Origin of the sequence: Gordonia sp. w5E2, assembly GCF_036540975.1 — a bacterium.
GTDB classification, from domain to species: domain Bacteria; phylum Actinomycetota; class Actinomycetes; order Mycobacteriales; family Mycobacteriaceae; genus Gordonia; species Gordonia jacobaea.
In genome coordinates this window covers 4,190,822-4,206,359 of record NZ_CP144213.1, presented here as the reverse complement: position 1 = coordinate 4,206,359, position 15,538 = coordinate 4,190,822, and the positions used below count along the sequence as shown (strand labels likewise).

The following is a 15,538-nucleotide window of genomic DNA, read 5'->3' as shown; positions in this document are numbered from 1 at the left end:
TAGCTCACCACAACTCATCTCTCGCCAGTGCCTCTCGGGACACGAGCGACAAACAACGTAGACGACCGGCCGGACCGGTCGTGGAAAGGTGGCCACCAATGCCTGCATTCGACGACGGCATGGCCCAGACCGAGATACCCACCGGCCAGGTGGTCGAAACCGATGTGCTCGTCGTCGGATCCGGACCGTCCGGGGCGGCCGCGTCGCTGATGCTCAGCGAACTCGGCATCGACAACATCATGATCACCAAGTACCGCTGGACGGCCAACACGCCGCGTGCGCACATCACCAATCAGCGTGCGATGGAGGTCTTTCGAGACCTGGGCATCGAGGACCAGGTATTGGTCGACGCCACCGCGCACGACCTCGTCGGCGACACGGTGTTTTGCACATCAATCGCCGGCGAGGAGATCGGCAGAATCCGCACCTGGGGCACCCGTCCCGACCGGGAGGCCGACTACCAGCTCGCTTCGCCATGCCTGACGGTGGATATCCCGCAGACCTACCTCGAGCCGATTCTGGTGCGCAACGCCACGATTCGCGGTACGCAGGCCAGGTTCTCCACCGAGTACCTCTCGCACACCCAGGACGACGACGGGGTGACCGTCGAAGTCCTCGACCGACTCACCGCCCACCGTTACCGCATCCGCGCCAAGTACTTGATCGGGGCCGACGGCGCCCGCTCGCAGATCGCCGCCGACATCGACCTGCCGTTCGAGGGGGCGATGGACATCGCCGGGTCGATGAACATCACCTTCACCGCCGACATCGCCGCCCTCGTCGACCACCGCCCGAGTGTCCTCTACTGGGTCATCCAGCCCGGCTCCAACGTCGGTGGCATCGGCACCGGACTGGTCCGGATGGTCCGGCCGTGGAACGAGTGGCTGATCGTGTGGGGCTACGACATCAACCAGCCGCCACCGGTTCTCGACGATGCCGCCGCCACCCAGATCGTCCGCGATCTACTCGGCATGCCGGATCTGGAACCGGAGATCACCGGCTACAGCCTCTGGGGCGTCAACGAAATGTATGCGACGAATTTGCAGCGCGGACGGGTGTTCTGCGTGGGCGACGCCGTGCACCGCCATCCGCCCAGCAACGGACTGGGGTCCAACACCAGCATCCAGGACTCCTACAACCTGGTGTGGAAGATCGCCGCCGTGCTGTCCGGTCAGGCCGGGCAGGGACTGCTCGACACCTACACCGCTGAACGGGCGCCGGTCGCCAAACGCATTGTCACACGGGCGAATCGGTCGGCGCGAGAGTTCGCAGACATCTTCACTGCACTCGATATCGAGGGACTGACCGACCCGGCAGAGATGGCTGCGGCCATGAACCGTCGCAAGGAGAACACCCCAGAAGGTGCCGCGATGCGCGCCGCACTGGTCGACGCCATGGAGACCAAGAACTACGAGTTCAACGCTCACGGAGTGGAACTCGGTCAGTTCTATCAGTCCGACGCGGTCATCTCCGATGGAACGTCGCCACCACCGAGCCTCGATCCGGATCTTTATCACGTCATGTCGACCAGCCCTGGTGCCCACCTGCCGCACGCTTGGGTCGGAGATCAGAACACCAAGCTCGCCACGATGGATCTTGCACCCTACCGTCGCTGGACCCTGATCACCGGCGTGGCAGGCGAGCAGTGGGAGGAGGCTGCCGCGAAGGTGTCGGCGACCATGGGAATCCCGTTGGAGGCCATCGTGATCGGGCCCGGACGCGAGGTGACCGACCTCTACTTCGACTGGGCCAGGCTGCGCGAAGTCGGCGAGGCCGGTGCGCTGCTGATCCGGCCGGACAAACATGTGGCCTGGCGGTCACAAGACCTGCCGACCGATCCGGAGGCCGCGCTGCGTGCTGCCATGACCCAATTGCTGTGCCGCACATGACGATGAGTTTCGTGCACGTCAGCAATCCTCAGCGAGTGGTGTTCGCTCCCGACGATGCAGCCCGTGCGGTGTCAGACGAAGTGGAACGGCTCGGGGTCCGACGGTTGATGCTGATCGGCTCATCCGGCGGGCACGCTGACAGGCTCGCCGAGGGCCTGCCGGTCGCGATTCGGCAGCATGAGGTCACCATGCACGTGCCCGTCGAACTCGCCGACACCGCACGAGAGCGCGCCAAGATCGCCGATGTCGATGCGGTGATGAGTGTCGGCGGCGGGTCGGCAATCGGGCTGGCCAAAGCGGTGGCGCTGACCACCGGGCTGCCGATCATCGCGGTGCCTACCTCCTTCGCCGGATCGGAGGCCACCGATATGTGGGGGATGACGCAGAACGCTACGAAGAGCACCGGCGTCGACCCGAGGGTGCTGCCGCGCGCGGTGATCTACGACGCGACGTTGACCGCGTCGATGCCGTCAAACATGGCGGTGGCCAGCGGGCTGAATGCACTGGCCCACGGGGTGGATTCGATGTGGGCACCGCGGTCGGATCCGATCGATCAGGCGCTGGCCGAGGAGGCCATCCGGTCACTGGCGTATGGACTGGGGGAGATCGTCGACGATCCCGGCGCAATCTCCGGACGGGAGCGCACCCTGTACGGCGCATATCTGGCCGCGGTCGCGTTCGCATCGGCGGGTTCCGGGCTGCACCACAAGGTCTGCCACGTCTTGGGCGGCATGTTCAACCTGCCCCACGCGCAGACCCATGCCGTCGTGCTGCCGCACGTCGTGGCGCTCAACGCACCCGCCGACGATGCCGCGAATACCCGCATCTCCAGAGCGCTGGGTTCGTCCACAGCCAATGACGGACTTGCCGACCTCTACCAGCGCTTGGATGCGCCGCGCTCACTGGCCGAACTCGGTATGCCCGAAGCCGGAATCGAACGTGCTGCGCTCGCCATCATCGGCGTCATGCCCGCCGGCAACCCGGTCGAGCTGACCGAAGTCAACCTCGCAGCGCTGCTTCGCCGCGCATGGAAAGGAACACCGATCACATGAGCACCACCGACTCCACTGTGGACCGTGCCGTCGACTCGGTCGACGAGCAGCAGCGACGCGAAGCGCAACTCATCGCCGACGTCGTGGCCTCCTTCGAACACTGTGCCGATCCGAGGCTGCGGGAGTTGATGATCGGCATTGTCGAACACGTGCACGCTTTCATCCGGGAAACCCGCCTCACCGAGGCCGAATGGAGCACCGCCATCGACTTCCTCACCCGCGCCGGACACATCACCGATGACCGTCGTCAGGAGTTCATCCTGCTCTCCGACGTATTGGGCGCGTCGATGCAAACGATCGCCGTGAACAACGCCGCCTACGGCGACGCGACCGAGGCGACGGTGTTCGGGCCGTTCTTCGTCGACGACTCGCCGCGGATACCCGACGGCGGCGACATCGCGGCCGGTGCGTCGGGTCAGCCGTGCTGGGTCGAGGGAACCGTTCGCGATCACCTCGGGAACGCGCTCGACGGCGCGCGGGTGGAGGTATGGGAGGCCGACGAGGACGGCTTCTACGACGTGCAGTACGACGATGATCGGGTCGCCGGTCGCGCGCATCTCTTCACCGGCGCGGATGGGTCGTACCGGTTCTGGGGCGTGACACCCACTCCGTATCCGATCCCGGCCGACGGTCCGGTCGGTGAGATGCTCGCCGCGGTCGGTCGGTCCCCGATGCGGGCATCTCACCTGCACTTCATGGTGTCGCACGAGGGATGCCGCACGCTCGTGACGCACATCTTTGTTCGCGGCGATCGGCTGCTGGGCTCTGATTCGGTGTTCGGAGTGAAAGACTCCCTCGTGCACGACTTCGTCGAACAGCCCGCTGGGACGCCGACACCCGACGGCAGGGTGGTGACCGGTAGCTGGTCGCGCACTAGATTCGACATCGTGTTGGCGCCGACCGGTGTGTGACCGCAGCGCCGGGCGGCGTCGGTCCCGCACCGGCGGGAAAAGCCGATCCGATAGGGTTCGGGAGTGAGTGATCACCCCTCGACCACCGAAAACGACGACCAGACGCCCGAGCAACTGCGTATCCGTCGGGAGAAGCGCGACCGCATCCTCGACGAGGGACGCGAGGCCTATCCGGTGTCGATCGGCCGTACGCACAGCCTCGCCGAGATCCGCGAGGCACACCCCGACCTCGAAGCGGGCACCGAGACGGGCACGAACGTCGGCGTCGCCGGACGTGTGATCTTCCTGCGCAACAAGGGCAAGCTGTGCTTCGCCACGCTGCAGGAGGGCGACGGTACCCAGCTCCAGGCGATGATCAGCTTCAACGGGGTCGGCGAGGAGTCGCTCGCGCGATGGAAGTCCGACGTCGACCTCGGCGACATCGTCTACGTCCACGGTGAGGTCATCAGCTCGCGTACCGGCGAACTGTCGGTGATGGCCGACGACTGGGCGATGGCGTCGAAGTCGTTGCGCCCGTTGCCGGTTGCGCACAAGGAGATGAACGAGGAGACGCGCGTCCGTCAGCGCTACGTCGACCTCATCATGCGTCCGGAAGCACGTGAGACTGCGCGGACCCGTATCTCGGTGATCGCCGAGCTGCGCAAGGCACTCGTCACCCGAGGATTCCTCGAGGTCGAGACCCCGATGCTGCAGACGCTGCACGGCGGCGCGGCGGCACGGCCGTTCGTGACCCATTCCAACGCCTTCGACATCGACCTCTACCTGCGTATCGCGCCGGAACTGTTCCTCAAGCGGGCCGTGGTCGGCGGAATCGAGCGCGTCTTCGAGATCAACCGCAACTTCCGCAACGAGGGCGCCGACTCCACCCATTCGCCCGAATTCGCGATGCTCGAGACCTACCAGGCCTACGGCACCTACGACGACGCCGCGACGATGACCCGCGAGATCATCCAGGAGGTGGCACTCGGCGCGATCGGCACGCTCACGCCGGAAATGCCGGACGGCACCACCTACGACCTCTCCGGCGAGTGGACCTCGTTGGAGATGTACCCGTCGCTCTCGGAGGCGCTCGGCCAGGAGATCGTTCCCGACGGCGGCCCGGAGCATCCCGGGACCAGCGTCGACGAGCTGCTCGCCATCGCCGCCCGCGTCGGCCTCGAGGTGCCCAAGGACAAGGGTTACGGTCACGGGAAGCTCGTCGAGGAACTGTGGGAGCACATGGTCGGCGAGAAACTCTCGCAACCCGTGTTCGTGCGCGATTTCCCCGTCGAGACGTCGCCGCTGGTGCGCGCGCACCGCAGCGTGCCGGGCGTCGTCGAGAAGTGGGACCTTTACGTCCGCGGCTTCGAGCTGGCCACCGGCTACTCCGAGCTCGTCGACCCGGTCATCCAGCGTGAGCGCTTCGTCGACCAGGCACGCCTCGCTGCCGCCGGCGACGACGAGGCCATGCGACTCGACGAGGAGTTCCTCGCCGCGATGGAGTACGGCATGCCCCCGACGGCGGGCACCGGCATGGGCATCGACCGTCTGCTGATGGCGCTCACCGGCCTGGGCATCCGCGAAACAATCCTGTTCCCGCTGGTCAAGCCGCTGCGCGACTGAGCTGCCAGACGCCGTCCTCAGCCGCGATCAGCACCCAGCCCGCTCGCGGCGACCACGGATTCGACGCCGCCCGACGCCTCGACGCGCCGCCAGCGCTCGTCGGGCAGTTCGAGCGTCTCACTCTGCCTGCGTGCGACAGTCGCGTCGGCGTCCGAGGCGTCGAGTCCGCGATGTTCGATACGTGAAATGCGCTCGGCCTCAGGTAGTTCCAGCCAGATTCCGGTGAAGTCGACGCCCGCGCGCTCGGCTGCGTCGGCTATTGCCGAGGACTGACTTCTTCGGCCGAACACGGCGTCGGCGATGACGCTCATTCCGCCGCGCAGGTCTGCTTCGGCGAGCCGGAACAGCTCGGTGTACACCGCTGCCCGCGCGGCGTCGGTGTAGGCCGACCGCGGGAGCCTGTCCGCGATACCTACTCCCGCAAGACGTTTGCGCAGTACGTCGGTGCGGAGGATGCGGGCGCCCGGAGCGGGGTCGAGACTGCCTCCGACCGCCCGCGCTATCGTCGACTTCCCGGTACCGGAACCGCCGCCAATCGCGACAAGTTGCGGGAGCGAGAAGTCGGTGAAACCCAGTGCAAGCGCGAGGTATTCGTGTGCGCGTTCGACGTCGTGCTCGGCTGCCGCGACGTGTGCGCGCACGGTGGCACGTACCGCGAGCAGTACCGGCAGCAGGCGGAATGCCTCCTCGTCGTCGATAGAACCATCGAATGTCGCATGATCGAAGTAGGTGTTGGCGACGACGTTGGCTTCGTGTCGTAGCCCGCGCGCCCACAGGTCCATCACGAGGAACGCGAGATCGTAGAGGACGTCGGTCGTGGCAAGCTCCGCGTCGAACTCCAAGCAGTCGAACGGAATCGGCTCGCCGTCGATGATCGCGACGTTCCCGAGATGCAGGTCGCCGTGACAGTGGCGAACGCGTCCGCCGCGTGCTCGAGCGTCGAGGAGGTCACGACTTTCTGTGATGAGTGCCGTGATTCGGTCGGTGAGGTTTTGTGCCACAACGGGTTCGATGATCTCCGGGAACACCGCCATGCTCGCGAGGTTTCCGTCGACGACCTCCTGCAATCGTTGCGCACCATGGGAATCCGCACTGATCTCAGATCCCTGATGTAGTTCGACGACGCGCATCGCGAGTCGCTGCAGCAGGTCGTCGTCGAGGCCACCCGGATGTGCGTAGTTGACCATCAGTGCGTCGTCGTCGAAGCGCGTCATCTCCAGGACGTGGTCGACGATCTCTCCCGCGCCGTCGAACGAGAGCGAACCGTCTGGGGCGCGTCGGATCGCGTGGACCGCGATATAGAGACCGGGAGCGAAGCGTCGATTGAGCCGGAGTTCGGCGTCAAGCGCTGCTCGACGCCGCTCCGGCGTACTGAAGTCGAAGTAGCGCAACCGAACCGGTCGTTTGAGCTTCCACGCGCGATGACCGTTGAGCACGATCACCGCGCCGTGCGTGACGATGCTTCTGGTCGGGGAGTCAGGGTCGAGGGCGCCGACCTGGGCCAGCAGGTCCTCGGCTCGTGCCGTGTCGTTCATGAGTCCGTACCGGATTCGGCCACGGCGCGGCGGTATTCGCCTGGAGGCATGCCGAGGGTCTGCCGGAAGTCGGCGGAGAAGTGCGCCTGATCGGTGTATGCGAGGTCGGCGGCGACGTCGGCGAGGGTGATCGTCGGGTCGTCGCGCAGCCGTTCCGCGGCCTCCTGCAATCGGTATCGGCGGATGACTGCCAATGGGGAGAGACCGATGTGGCGATCGGCGATGCGCTGCAGTGTGCGCACCGACATCGACATCTCGCGTGCGAGGTCGTCGACGCGGACGATGCTGCGATCCGCTGCGATCAGGTCTTGCATCTCGTTCGCGAGCAGTGCCGACTCCTGGGGCGGCGTCGCGTGTTCACGCAGCCACGACGCGAAGTGTGACGCGGCATCGGACACGTCGGGTTGATCGACAGTCATTGTTGCAGAGATAGATTGGAACAGATCGGGCGCGCAGAAGGGTTGCGCGGTGTCGCGCAGAGATCGTGGCGAAACGTCGAGCGCGGCAGCGCCCGCGGGTCGCAGCAATGCCCCGACGGCCCAGCCGGAGCCGGTCAGATCGCGGTGTGTGCGCTGAGTCGACGGCCCGACAATTAGCACCGCATCAGGTTCGACGACGAGGTTGCACGCGGGAAACGGCAGAATGTTCTGCCGCGACGTCCGTCCGGGCGCAAGGCTCCACTGGGGTATCCAGAACCACGAGACCATCGACGAGAGGTCGTCGGGCGCGCCGACGCGGTCGAAGGTGGGCAGGCGAGCGGGGTAGAGCACCCCGCGGGTGTCTGCGGTGTCCGTGACTGGGGTGTCTGGGGCGCGGGTGTCTGGGGCGCCGGAGTGGTCGGCTCCGCTGACGGGCATGCGTCCACGATAGTCGTCGCAAATCTACAAGCCGCGCACCGCACACGATCCCTAGCGTGAAACGCATGACAACACAGCAGAACACCACCACCGAGCCGACGACCGGCGTCACCGGCGACCACACCACCGACGGCATCCCGCACGGCCTGACGAGTCTCACCCCGTTCATCGCCGTACCGAATGCGAAGCAGGCAATCGAGTTCTACACCAGCGTCTTCGGGGCGAGACTGGTCGATGCCACGGAGTTCAGCGGCGTGGTCGTGCACGCCGACCTCGACTTCGGCACCGGCCACCTGCAACTCGGCGAGCCCAACGAGGAGTACGGCCTGATCGCCGCGCCCGACGGGCCTGCCGCGTGCTACTCGTTGGGCTTCTACTGCCCCAGCGCCGACGAGGTGGTGGCCAAGGCCGAAGCCGCTGGCGCGACGGTCCGCGAGCCCCTCTCGACCTTCGTCTCGGGCGACCGGTTCGCGTCGATCCTCGATCCGTTCGGGGTGCGATGGTCGGTGATGACTCGCGTCGAGGATCTCTCCGAAGAGCAGAGCGCCCAGCGCGTCGCCGAATGGGCTGCATCGCAGTCCGATTCGTGAACGAGTTGGAGTTCAGCGCAGTTCGCGTTTGAGTATCTTGCCCGACGCGTTGCGGGGAAACGCGTCGACGAACACCACCGATCGGGGAACCTTGAAGTTCGCGAGATGTGTTCGCGCATAGGAGAGTACGTCGTTCTCGGTGAGGTGGGCAGCGTCGTGGATCGTCACGTAGGCCCGCCCCACCTCGCCGAGTCGGTCGTCGGGAACTCCGATCACAGCGGTTTCGGTGACTCCGTCGAGGCGTGCGAGCGTCTGTTCGACCTCGGCGGGGTACACGTTGAACCCTCCACAGATGAACATGTCCTTGAGCCGGTCGGTGATCCGGAGATTCCCCCGCTCGTCGATCACACCCACGTCGCCGGTGTGTAACCACCCGTCGGCGTCGATGGTCGCTTCGGTCGCCGCGGGATCGTCGAGGTAGCCACGCATGACCATCGCGCCACGAGTGAGCACCTCGCCCTGGTCCGACAGCGCGATCTCCATGCCGTCGAAGGCTCTGCCGCACGTTGTCGCGACCGTGACGTCGTCGTCATCGGGGGTGCACGTGGTGATGAAGCCGCTGGATTCGGTTTGGCCGTAGGCGGTGATCACCGTGTCGACGCCGAGGTCGCGCTGGATACGCTCGATCAGCACCACCGGCACGATGGCCGCGCCGGTCACCACCAGGCGAAGCGACGACAGGTCGTGGGCTGCGCGCGCGGGGTCGTCGAGGATGGTTTGGAAGATGGTCGGCGCACCCGGAAAGACTGTCGCACGCTCTGATTCGACGACCCGCATGGCTTCGGTGGGGGAGTAGACCGCGAGCGGAATCATCGTCGTCCCGAAGAGAATCGACGGCAGAATGCCCGCCTTGTATCCGAACGTGTGGAAGTACGGGTTCACCATCAAGTAGCGATCGGTTGGACTCAGGAGTCCGTTGGCTCCCCACGCCCGCGCGCCCGCGATGGTCTGCTGGTGCTCGGCCAGAACGCCTTTCGACTTCCCGGTGGTCCCTGAGGTGAACAGAATGTCGGAGATATCTTCTGGCGCAACAGTATCTGCTCGACGATCCGCTTCGGCACGCGTCTCGTCGGTGGCACGCGTGACGAAGTCCGACCAGTCGACGCTGCCCTCGGGTGCTGGCGCCGACCCGTCGAGCGGTACCCGCACCACGAGGTCAGGCAGCGAGCCGCGATGCTCGGCAAGCAGTTCCGCCGCGTGGTCGACGCCGAGGAACTCGCCCGACACCACCACCGCCGACACCTGAGCTCTCTCGATCACGTCGACGGCCTCGGTCGCCGTGTAGCGGGTGTTGAGGGGGACCAGCACCCCGCCCGCGTACTGGATGCCCAATGCGGCGATCGGCCAGTGATAGCTGTTGGGCGACCAGATGGCCACCCTGTCGCCAGCCTCGAAACCCGATGCGACAAGCGCCGCGGCGAACTCACGGACGCACTCGAGCAGCTCCGAATACGTGAGCTCGACGCCTGCACCCCTTGTACTCCACTGGCGGTCGACGATCGCCTGCTGCGCCGGCCAGGTCCGCGCCGCCCGGATCAGCGCCGCGGGCGTCGACTGGGCGCTCTCTCCCGTCGACCGGGCACTCTGTCCCGCCGACAGGGCGCTCTGTCCCGCCGACTGGGCGCTCTGTCCCGTCGACTGGGCGCTCTGTCGCGCCGACTGTGCGTCGCCGTTGGTGACTATCGACTCCATGGCCATAACCTAACAAATGCTTGGTAGGTTATGCTAGCGATCATGACGTCGATCAACCTTGCCGATCGTGCCGTCGACCTGGGCGAATGGGTGCGAAGCACGCCCGACGCGACCGAAGAGTTCACGCGAGCGGTGCGCGAGTGGCTGGCGCAGAATCTCGTCGGCGACTTCGCCTCGCTCAAGGGTCGGGGTGGGCCGGGGAGCGAGCACGAGTTCTTCGCCGAGCGGCTGGCGTGGGATCGCCACCTCGCGGCGTCCGGCTGGACATGCCTCGGTTGGCCCACGCGGTATGGGGGCCGTGGCGCGACACTCGAGCAGCGAATCATCTTCCATCAGGAGTATGCGCGCGCGAACGCGCCTGCGAGGGTGAATCACCTCGGTGAGGAGCTGCTCGGCCCGACGCTGATCGAGTTCGGTACGGAAGAGCAGAAGCAGCGCTTCCTTCCTGGAATCGTCGACGTCACCGAGCTGTGGGCCCAGGGCTATTCCGAACCCGGGGCGGGCTCCGATCTCGCGGGCGTCTCCACGACGGCCCGACTTTCCGACGACGGCGCGCGTTGGCATGTCAACGGACAGAAGATCTGGACGTCGCTCGCGCATGTGGCGCAATGGGTGTTCGTGCTGGCGCGTACCGAAGCTGGTTCGTCGCGTCATAAGGGGCTCGGTTTCCTGTTGGTTCCGATCGACCAGTCCGGCGTCACGGTGCGGCCGATCCAGCAACTGACTGGAACATCGGAATTCAACGAGGTCTTCTTCGACGACGCGACCACCGACGCCGACCTCATCGTCGGCGAGTCCGGCGACGGTTGGCGGGTCGCGATGGGGCTGCTGCAGTTTGAGCGTGGCGTCTCGACGCTGGGACAGCAGGTGGGCTTCGCGCGTGAACTCGACGCGATCACCGAGATGGCAAGAGCCAACGGAGCTCTCGAGAATCCGGAGATAGCCGCACGCCTCGTGCGCGCCCGCATCAGGCTGAGCGCGATGCGCGCCAATGCGCAACGGACACTCGACGACGACGCGACAGTTTCCGGGGGGACCTGGGGTGCGGCCGCCGCTGCGGGGACAGCCTCGGTGGCAAAGCTGTTGTGGGCCAACTGGCATCGAGACCTCGGCGAGCTCGCGATGGCGGTGGCGGGTCCGGCGTCGTTGATCGGGCCCAGCGAGACCGTCGAGGGCCACCTCAACGACATTCACGATCCGGAGAACGTCGAACTCGACGAGTGGCAACGCCTGTTCCTCTTCACCCGTGCCGACACCATCTACGGCGGCTCGAACGAGGTGCAGCGCAACATCATTGCCGAGCGCGTACTCGGCCTACCCCGCGAGGCACGAGCGTGAAGAGGGCACAGCGAGGCGCGAGCATGAATGAAGCACGACGAGGTACGAGTGTGGAATCACTACGGGAGGTTGGGACACGATGACGCAAACGACGTCGAGTCAGGTCGATGGTGCGAGGTCGCCGTTGGCAACACCTCCGGAGGAGACGCCGGGCCACGGATTGTTGTTGGGACGCAAGGTGGTCGTGACCGCGGCGGCAGGTACGGGTATCGGATTCGCGACGGCGCGGCGTGCGCTACTCGAGGGCGCCGACGTCGTGCTCAGTGACTGGCATGAGCGACGACTGGGCGAGGCCGCCGACCAACTCGCTGCCGAGTTCGACGGTCAGACTGTCGGCAAGGTGGTGTGCAATGTGCAGTCCACTGCCGATGTGGATGCGCTGATCGCAAGTGCCGCAGACTCACTCGGCCGCATCGACGTGTTGGTGAACAACGCCGGCCTCGGTGGTGAGACACCCGTCGCCGACATGTCGGACGAGGAGTGGGACCGCGTCGTCGACATAACGCTCGCCGGGACGTTCCGGGCCACGCGGGCCGCGCTCCGCTACTTCCGTGCCGTCGAGCATGGTGGCGTGATCGTCAACAACGCATCGGTCCTCGGGTGGAGAGCCCAACGCGGACAGGCACATTACGCCGCCGCCAAGGCGGGAGTGATGGCACTGACGCGCTGTTCAGCCGTCGAGGCTGCCGATTTCGGGGTGCGTATCAACGCTGTTGCTCCGTCGATTGCCAAGCATCCCTTCCTTGCGAAGGTGACCAGCGACGAACTGCTCGACGACCTTGCGCAGCGCGAGGCCTACGGCCGCGCGGCCGAGGTATGGGAGGTCGCGGCCACCATCGCGATGCTCGCCAGCGACTACACCACCTATCTCACGGGCGAAGTGGTGTCCATCTCCAGTCAGCGCGCCTGAGCGCGAAGACCGTTATCTATCAGGAGTTCTCATGAGCACACCACAGGCGTACATCGTGGACGCCATTCGCACGCCCGTCGGCAAACGCAACGGCTCGCTGGCCAAGACGCATCCGGCCGACATGGGTGCGCATGTCATCTCCGCACTCGTCAGTCGGACAGGAATCGATCCCGCAGTCGTCGACGACGTCGTTTTCGGGTGTGTCGACGCAATCGGTCCGCAGGCGGGCAATATCGCCCGAACCGCATGGCTGGCTGCAGGAATGCCGCTGGAGGTACCCGGGACCACCGTCGACCGTCAATGTGGTTCGAGCCAACAGGCCATCCACTTTGCAGCGCAGGGTGTGATGAGTGGGACGCAGGACGTCGTCGTGGTCGGTGGTGTGCAGAACATGAGCGCAATCCCCATCTCGCAAGCCATGATTGCCGGCCAGGAGTTCGGATTCACCACGCCGACAGCCGAATCCGTCGGCTGGCGCGAACGATTCGGCGACGCCGAGATCTCGCAGTTCGTCGGCGCCGACCTGATGGCGCAAAAGTGGGACATCAGCCGCGAGGATATGGAGGCCTGGGCGCTGCAGTCACATCAGCGGGCCAAAGCCGCTATCGCACAGGGACGGTTCGACGGCGAGACCGTCCCACTGGCCGACTGCGTCGTCGACGAATGCCCACGTGAGACGTCGTTGGAGAAGATGGCCGGGCTAGCTCCGCTCGCCGACGGTTCGCGGCTGACCGCGGCAGTGGCGTCGCAGATCTCCGACGGGGCGTCGGCCGCGTTGGTGGTCAGCGAGCAGGCGCTCGCCGAGTACGGCCTGACCCCGCGTGCCCGCATCCATCACATCTCGGTCCGCGGCGACGACCCCGTGATGATGCTGTCCGCGCCCATCCCCGCGACGAAGTACGCGCTGGCCAAGTCGGGGCTGAGCATCGACGACATCGACGTCGTCGAGATCAACGAGGCGTTCGCCTCGGTAGTCCTCGCCTGGTTGAAGGAGACCGGCGCCGACCCGGCGCGCGTCAACCCGAACGGCGGGGCAATCGCGCTCGGGCATCCTCTCGGAGCCACGGGGGCCAAGCTCTTCGCGACGATGTTGGCCGAACTTGAGCGCACCGGCGGCCGCTACGGCCTACAGACCATGTGCGAGGGCGGCGGCACGGCCAACGTCACGATCATCGAGCGCCTCGGCTGACCCAGTCGATCATCTAGAGCGCCCAGTCGACACTCTCGGGCGCCCAGTCGACACTCTCGGGCGCCCAGTCGACACTCTCGAGCGCACAGTCAGGGTTCTCGTGCGCCCAGTCGGCAGTTTTAAGCGCACAGTCGACGGTCTCGGGCGCACAGTCGGCACGCTCGAGCGCCCAGTCGACGGCTCGCCCGGGTCGACTGTGCGTAGGCGGGGTGTGCGCCGTCGACCCGCGCTCGCATTCGTGTGATCTACGGCATAGCATGTGATACACAATCGGGGCGGTGTCTCATTCGACTATGCCCCCGAGTACCCGTAGATCCTCAAGGAGCCACCATGACCAAGCCTGCGGACGTGACGACCGGAGCGGGTCGACGCATCGAGAAGGGGGTCTCGTCGGAGGCTCACTCGATGGCCGAACTGCTCGAGATCCAGCAGGCCGCGTTCCTGCGTGACGGCATCCCGGATGCCAACACGCGCATCGACCGCATCACGCGGCTCGGGTCACTCCTGCTCGACAACTCCGACGAGATCTGCGCGGCGCTGACCGCCGACTTCGGCACGCGCCCAGCCGAATTGAGCATCACGGCCGACGTCGCCGGCTGCCTCATCGACATCACCCACCAGCGCCGTGGTGTCAAGGAATGGATGAAGGAGACCCCGTCGGCGCGGGTGCAGGGGTTGATCGGGTTCAAGCAGCGGGTGCGGCACGATCCGCTCGGCGTGGTCGGGATCATGGGGCCGTGGAACTTCCCGCTGCAGTTGACGTTCGTACCCGCGGCCTCGGCGTTCGCGGCAGGCAACCGCGTGCTGATGCGGCCGTCGTCGATCACCGCCCGCACCACCGAGGTCATCGCGCGGCACGCACCCGACTACTTCTCGATCGAAGAACTCGCGGTGATCACGCCCAAGCATGGTTCGGGCTCCGACTTCGCGAAGCTCGCCGTCGACCATCTGTTCTTCACCGGTTCGCCCGAGGTGGGGTCGTCGGTGGCGCAGGAGGCGGCCAAGAACCTCGTGCCGGTGACGCTCGAGTTGGGTGGCAAGAACCCGGCCGTCGTCGACGTCTCGGCAGACATCGGCAAGGCCGCGAAAATGCTGGCCGAGGCCCGCATGGCCAACGGCGGACAGGTGTGTCTGTGCCCCGACTACGTGTTCGTTCCCGAGGCAAAGCTCGGTGAGTTCACCGACAAGGTCATCGCCCACTGGACCAAGAGCTTCCCGACGATCTACGACAACTCCGACTACACGTCGACGATCAACCAGAAGAACTACGACCGCATCGTCGGACTGATCGACGACGCCGTCGAGCTCGGTGCGACCAAGCGGCAGGTGATCCCGGGAGGCGAGCAGCTTCCGTCAGCCGAGCGCCGCAAGATCCCGCCGACGCTGCTCACCGGCGTCAAGGCAGGCATGAAGATCGCCGACGACGAGGTGTTCGGCCCGGTCCTGAGTGTCTACCCGTACCGCGATCTGACCGAGGCGATCACCCACATCGCAGCGAATCCCCATCCGCTGACCATGTACTGGTGCGGCGACGACAACGCCAACTTCAAGCGGCTTGCCGACAACACACGCAGTGGATCGATCAACGGCAACGACTTCGCACTGCACATGTTCGGTGCGGAACTGCCCTTCGGCGGCATCGGCCGCAGCGGTATGGGCGCCTACCACGGCAAGACCGGCTTCGAGACGTTCAGCCATGCACGCGCAGTGGCATTTTCGACGATGCCGTTCACCGTCGCCGAGATGATCGCGCCGCCGTTCACCAAGCGCGACACGCGAATGGCCAACGGGCAGATCAAGTTCTGGAGCAAGCTCAACAAGCGCGCCGCGAAGAAGGCGCGTAAGCGCTGAGCCATTCAGGCTCAGCGACGTCACACCCCGTCATGGGTGGGTAGATCCTTCAGGGGCTTTACCCACCCATGAATCATCTGTGCCCCTCTTGTGACTGGTGTGGCCAGTGGCTCTGCTGTTAA

At 65.9% G+C, this 15,538-nt stretch carries 12 protein-coding genes; 9 read left to right on the top strand and 3 right to left on the bottom strand.

All coding sequences use genetic code 11. The features are described from left to right. Positions 1-98: 98 nt before the first annotated feature. The 4 genes from RND64_RS18985 to lysS all read left to right on the top strand — a co-directional run bounded on the left by RND64_RS18985 (position 99) and on the right by lysS (position 5,454). A complete protein-coding gene (locus RND64_RS18985) occupies positions 99-1,889 on the top strand; it encodes an FAD-dependent oxidoreductase (protein ID WP_049699936.1) in 1,791 nt (596 codons plus the stop codon). After that, positions 1,886-2,941, top strand: a complete 1,056-nt coding sequence (locus RND64_RS18980; RefSeq protein WP_200903276.1) for a maleylacetate reductase — start codon at positions 1,886-1,888, stop codon at positions 2,939-2,941. Before RND64_RS18985 ends, RND64_RS18980 begins: the two co-directional genes overlap by 4 nt. Then, positions 2,938-3,852, top strand: a complete 915-nt coding sequence (locus RND64_RS18975) for a dioxygenase family protein (protein ID WP_049699934.1) — start codon at positions 2,938-2,940, stop codon at positions 3,850-3,852. The genes RND64_RS18980 and RND64_RS18975 overlap by 4 nt, the downstream gene beginning before the upstream one ends. Positions 3,853-3,915: 63 nt before the next feature. Beyond that, positions 3,916-5,454 carry a lysine--tRNA ligase gene (gene lysS, locus RND64_RS18970; RefSeq protein ID WP_049699933.1) on the top strand — a complete coding sequence of 513 codons (1,539 nt, stop codon included), beginning with the start codon at positions 3,916-3,918 and terminating at the stop codon, positions 5,452-5,454. 17 nt (positions 5,455-5,471) lie between these two features. On the opposite strand, the gene RND64_RS18965 is transcribed toward lysS, so the two are convergent. Both RND64_RS18965 and RND64_RS18960 read right to left on the bottom strand, forming a co-directional pair. Continuing rightward, positions 5,472-6,989, bottom strand: coding sequence for a bifunctional aminoglycoside phosphotransferase/ATP-binding protein (locus RND64_RS18965; RefSeq protein WP_049699932.1), 1,518 nt, complete (start codon positions 6,987-6,989; stop codon positions 5,472-5,474). Continuing rightward, the gene (locus tag RND64_RS18960) at positions 6,986-7,846 is read right to left on the bottom strand and encodes a helix-turn-helix domain-containing protein (protein WP_083444426.1); all 861 of its coding nucleotides are present in this window, start codon (positions 7,844-7,846) and stop codon (positions 6,986-6,988) included. Before RND64_RS18960 ends, RND64_RS18965 begins: the two co-directional genes overlap by 4 nt. 65 nt (positions 7,847-7,911) lie before the next feature. Here RND64_RS18960 and RND64_RS18955 point away from each other — a divergent pair, with 65 nt between their 5' ends. Continuing rightward, positions 7,912-8,436 (top strand): VOC family protein, encoded by a 525-nt coding sequence (locus RND64_RS18955; RefSeq protein WP_049699931.1) that lies wholly within the window; start codon positions 7,912-7,914, stop codon positions 8,434-8,436. 12 nt (positions 8,437-8,448) lie between these two features. Here RND64_RS18955 and RND64_RS18950 read toward each other — a convergent pair whose 3' ends face one another. Further along, positions 8,449-10,128 (bottom strand): FadD3 family acyl-CoA ligase, encoded by a 1,680-nt coding sequence (locus RND64_RS18950; RefSeq protein WP_235434412.1) that lies wholly within the window; start codon positions 10,126-10,128, stop codon positions 8,449-8,451. 42 nt (positions 10,129-10,170) lie between these two features. On the opposite strand from RND64_RS18950, the gene RND64_RS18945 reads away from it, so the two are divergent. The 4 genes from RND64_RS18945 to RND64_RS18930 all read left to right on the top strand — a co-directional run bounded on the left by RND64_RS18945 (position 10,171) and on the right by RND64_RS18930 (position 15,416). Continuing rightward, positions 10,171-11,466: an acyl-CoA dehydrogenase family protein gene (locus RND64_RS18945; protein ID WP_049700098.1), complete on the top strand. Its 1,296-nt coding sequence runs from the start codon at positions 10,171-10,173 to the stop codon at positions 11,464-11,466. Between the two features lie 79 nt (positions 11,467-11,545). Next, positions 11,546-12,376, top strand: coding sequence for an SDR family oxidoreductase (locus RND64_RS18940; RefSeq protein WP_049699930.1), 831 nt, complete (start codon positions 11,546-11,548; stop codon positions 12,374-12,376). A 31-nt stretch (positions 12,377-12,407) separates the two neighbouring features. Then, positions 12,408-13,565 (top strand): acetyl-CoA C-acetyltransferase, encoded by a 1,158-nt coding sequence (locus RND64_RS18935; protein ID WP_049699929.1) that lies wholly within the window; start codon positions 12,408-12,410, stop codon positions 13,563-13,565. Positions 13,566-13,895: 330 nt separating this feature from the next. After that, positions 13,896-15,416, top strand: coding sequence for an aldehyde dehydrogenase family protein (locus RND64_RS18930; RefSeq protein ID WP_049699928.1), 1,521 nt, complete (start codon positions 13,896-13,898; stop codon positions 15,414-15,416). Positions 15,417-15,538 lie beyond the last annotated feature (122 nt).

Excerpts from the sequence above, each read along its gene's own strand:
- RND64_RS18980 (WP_200903276.1), top strand. The coding sequence starts at position 1,886 with ATGACGATGAGTTTCGTGCACGTCAGCAATCCTCAGCGAGTGGTGTTC.
- RND64_RS18955 (WP_049699931.1), top strand. The coding sequence starts at position 7,912 with ATGACAACACAGCAGAACACCACCACCGAGCCGACGACCGGCGTCACC.
- RND64_RS18940 (WP_049699930.1), top strand. The coding sequence starts at position 11,546 with ATGACGCAAACGACGTCGAGTCAGGTCGATGGTGCGAGGTCGCCGTTG.
- RND64_RS18930 (WP_049699928.1), top strand. The coding sequence starts at position 13,896 with ATGACCAAGCCTGCGGACGTGACGACCGGAGCGGGTCGACGCATCGAG.
- RND64_RS18960 (WP_083444426.1), bottom strand. The coding sequence starts at position 7,846 with ATGCCCGTCAGCGGAGCCGACCACTCCGGCGCCCCAGACACCCGCGCC.
- RND64_RS18965 (WP_049699932.1), bottom strand. The coding sequence starts at position 6,989 with ATGAACGACACGGCACGAGCCGAGGACCTGCTGGCCCAGGTCGGCGCC.
- RND64_RS18945 (WP_049700098.1), top strand. The coding sequence starts at position 10,171 with ATGACGTCGATCAACCTTGCCGATCGTGCCGTCGACCTGGGCGAATGG.
- RND64_RS18975 (WP_049699934.1), top strand. The coding sequence starts at position 2,938 with ATGAGCACCACCGACTCCACTGTGGACCGTGCCGTCGACTCGGTCGAC.
- RND64_RS18935 (WP_049699929.1), top strand. The coding sequence starts at position 12,408 with ATGAGCACACCACAGGCGTACATCGTGGACGCCATTCGCACGCCCGTC.
- RND64_RS18985 (WP_049699936.1), top strand. The coding sequence starts at position 99 with ATGCCTGCATTCGACGACGGCATGGCCCAGACCGAGATACCCACCGGC.
- RND64_RS18950 (WP_235434412.1), bottom strand. The coding sequence starts at position 10,128 with ATGGAGTCGATAGTCACCAACGGCGACGCACAGTCGGCGCGACAGAGC.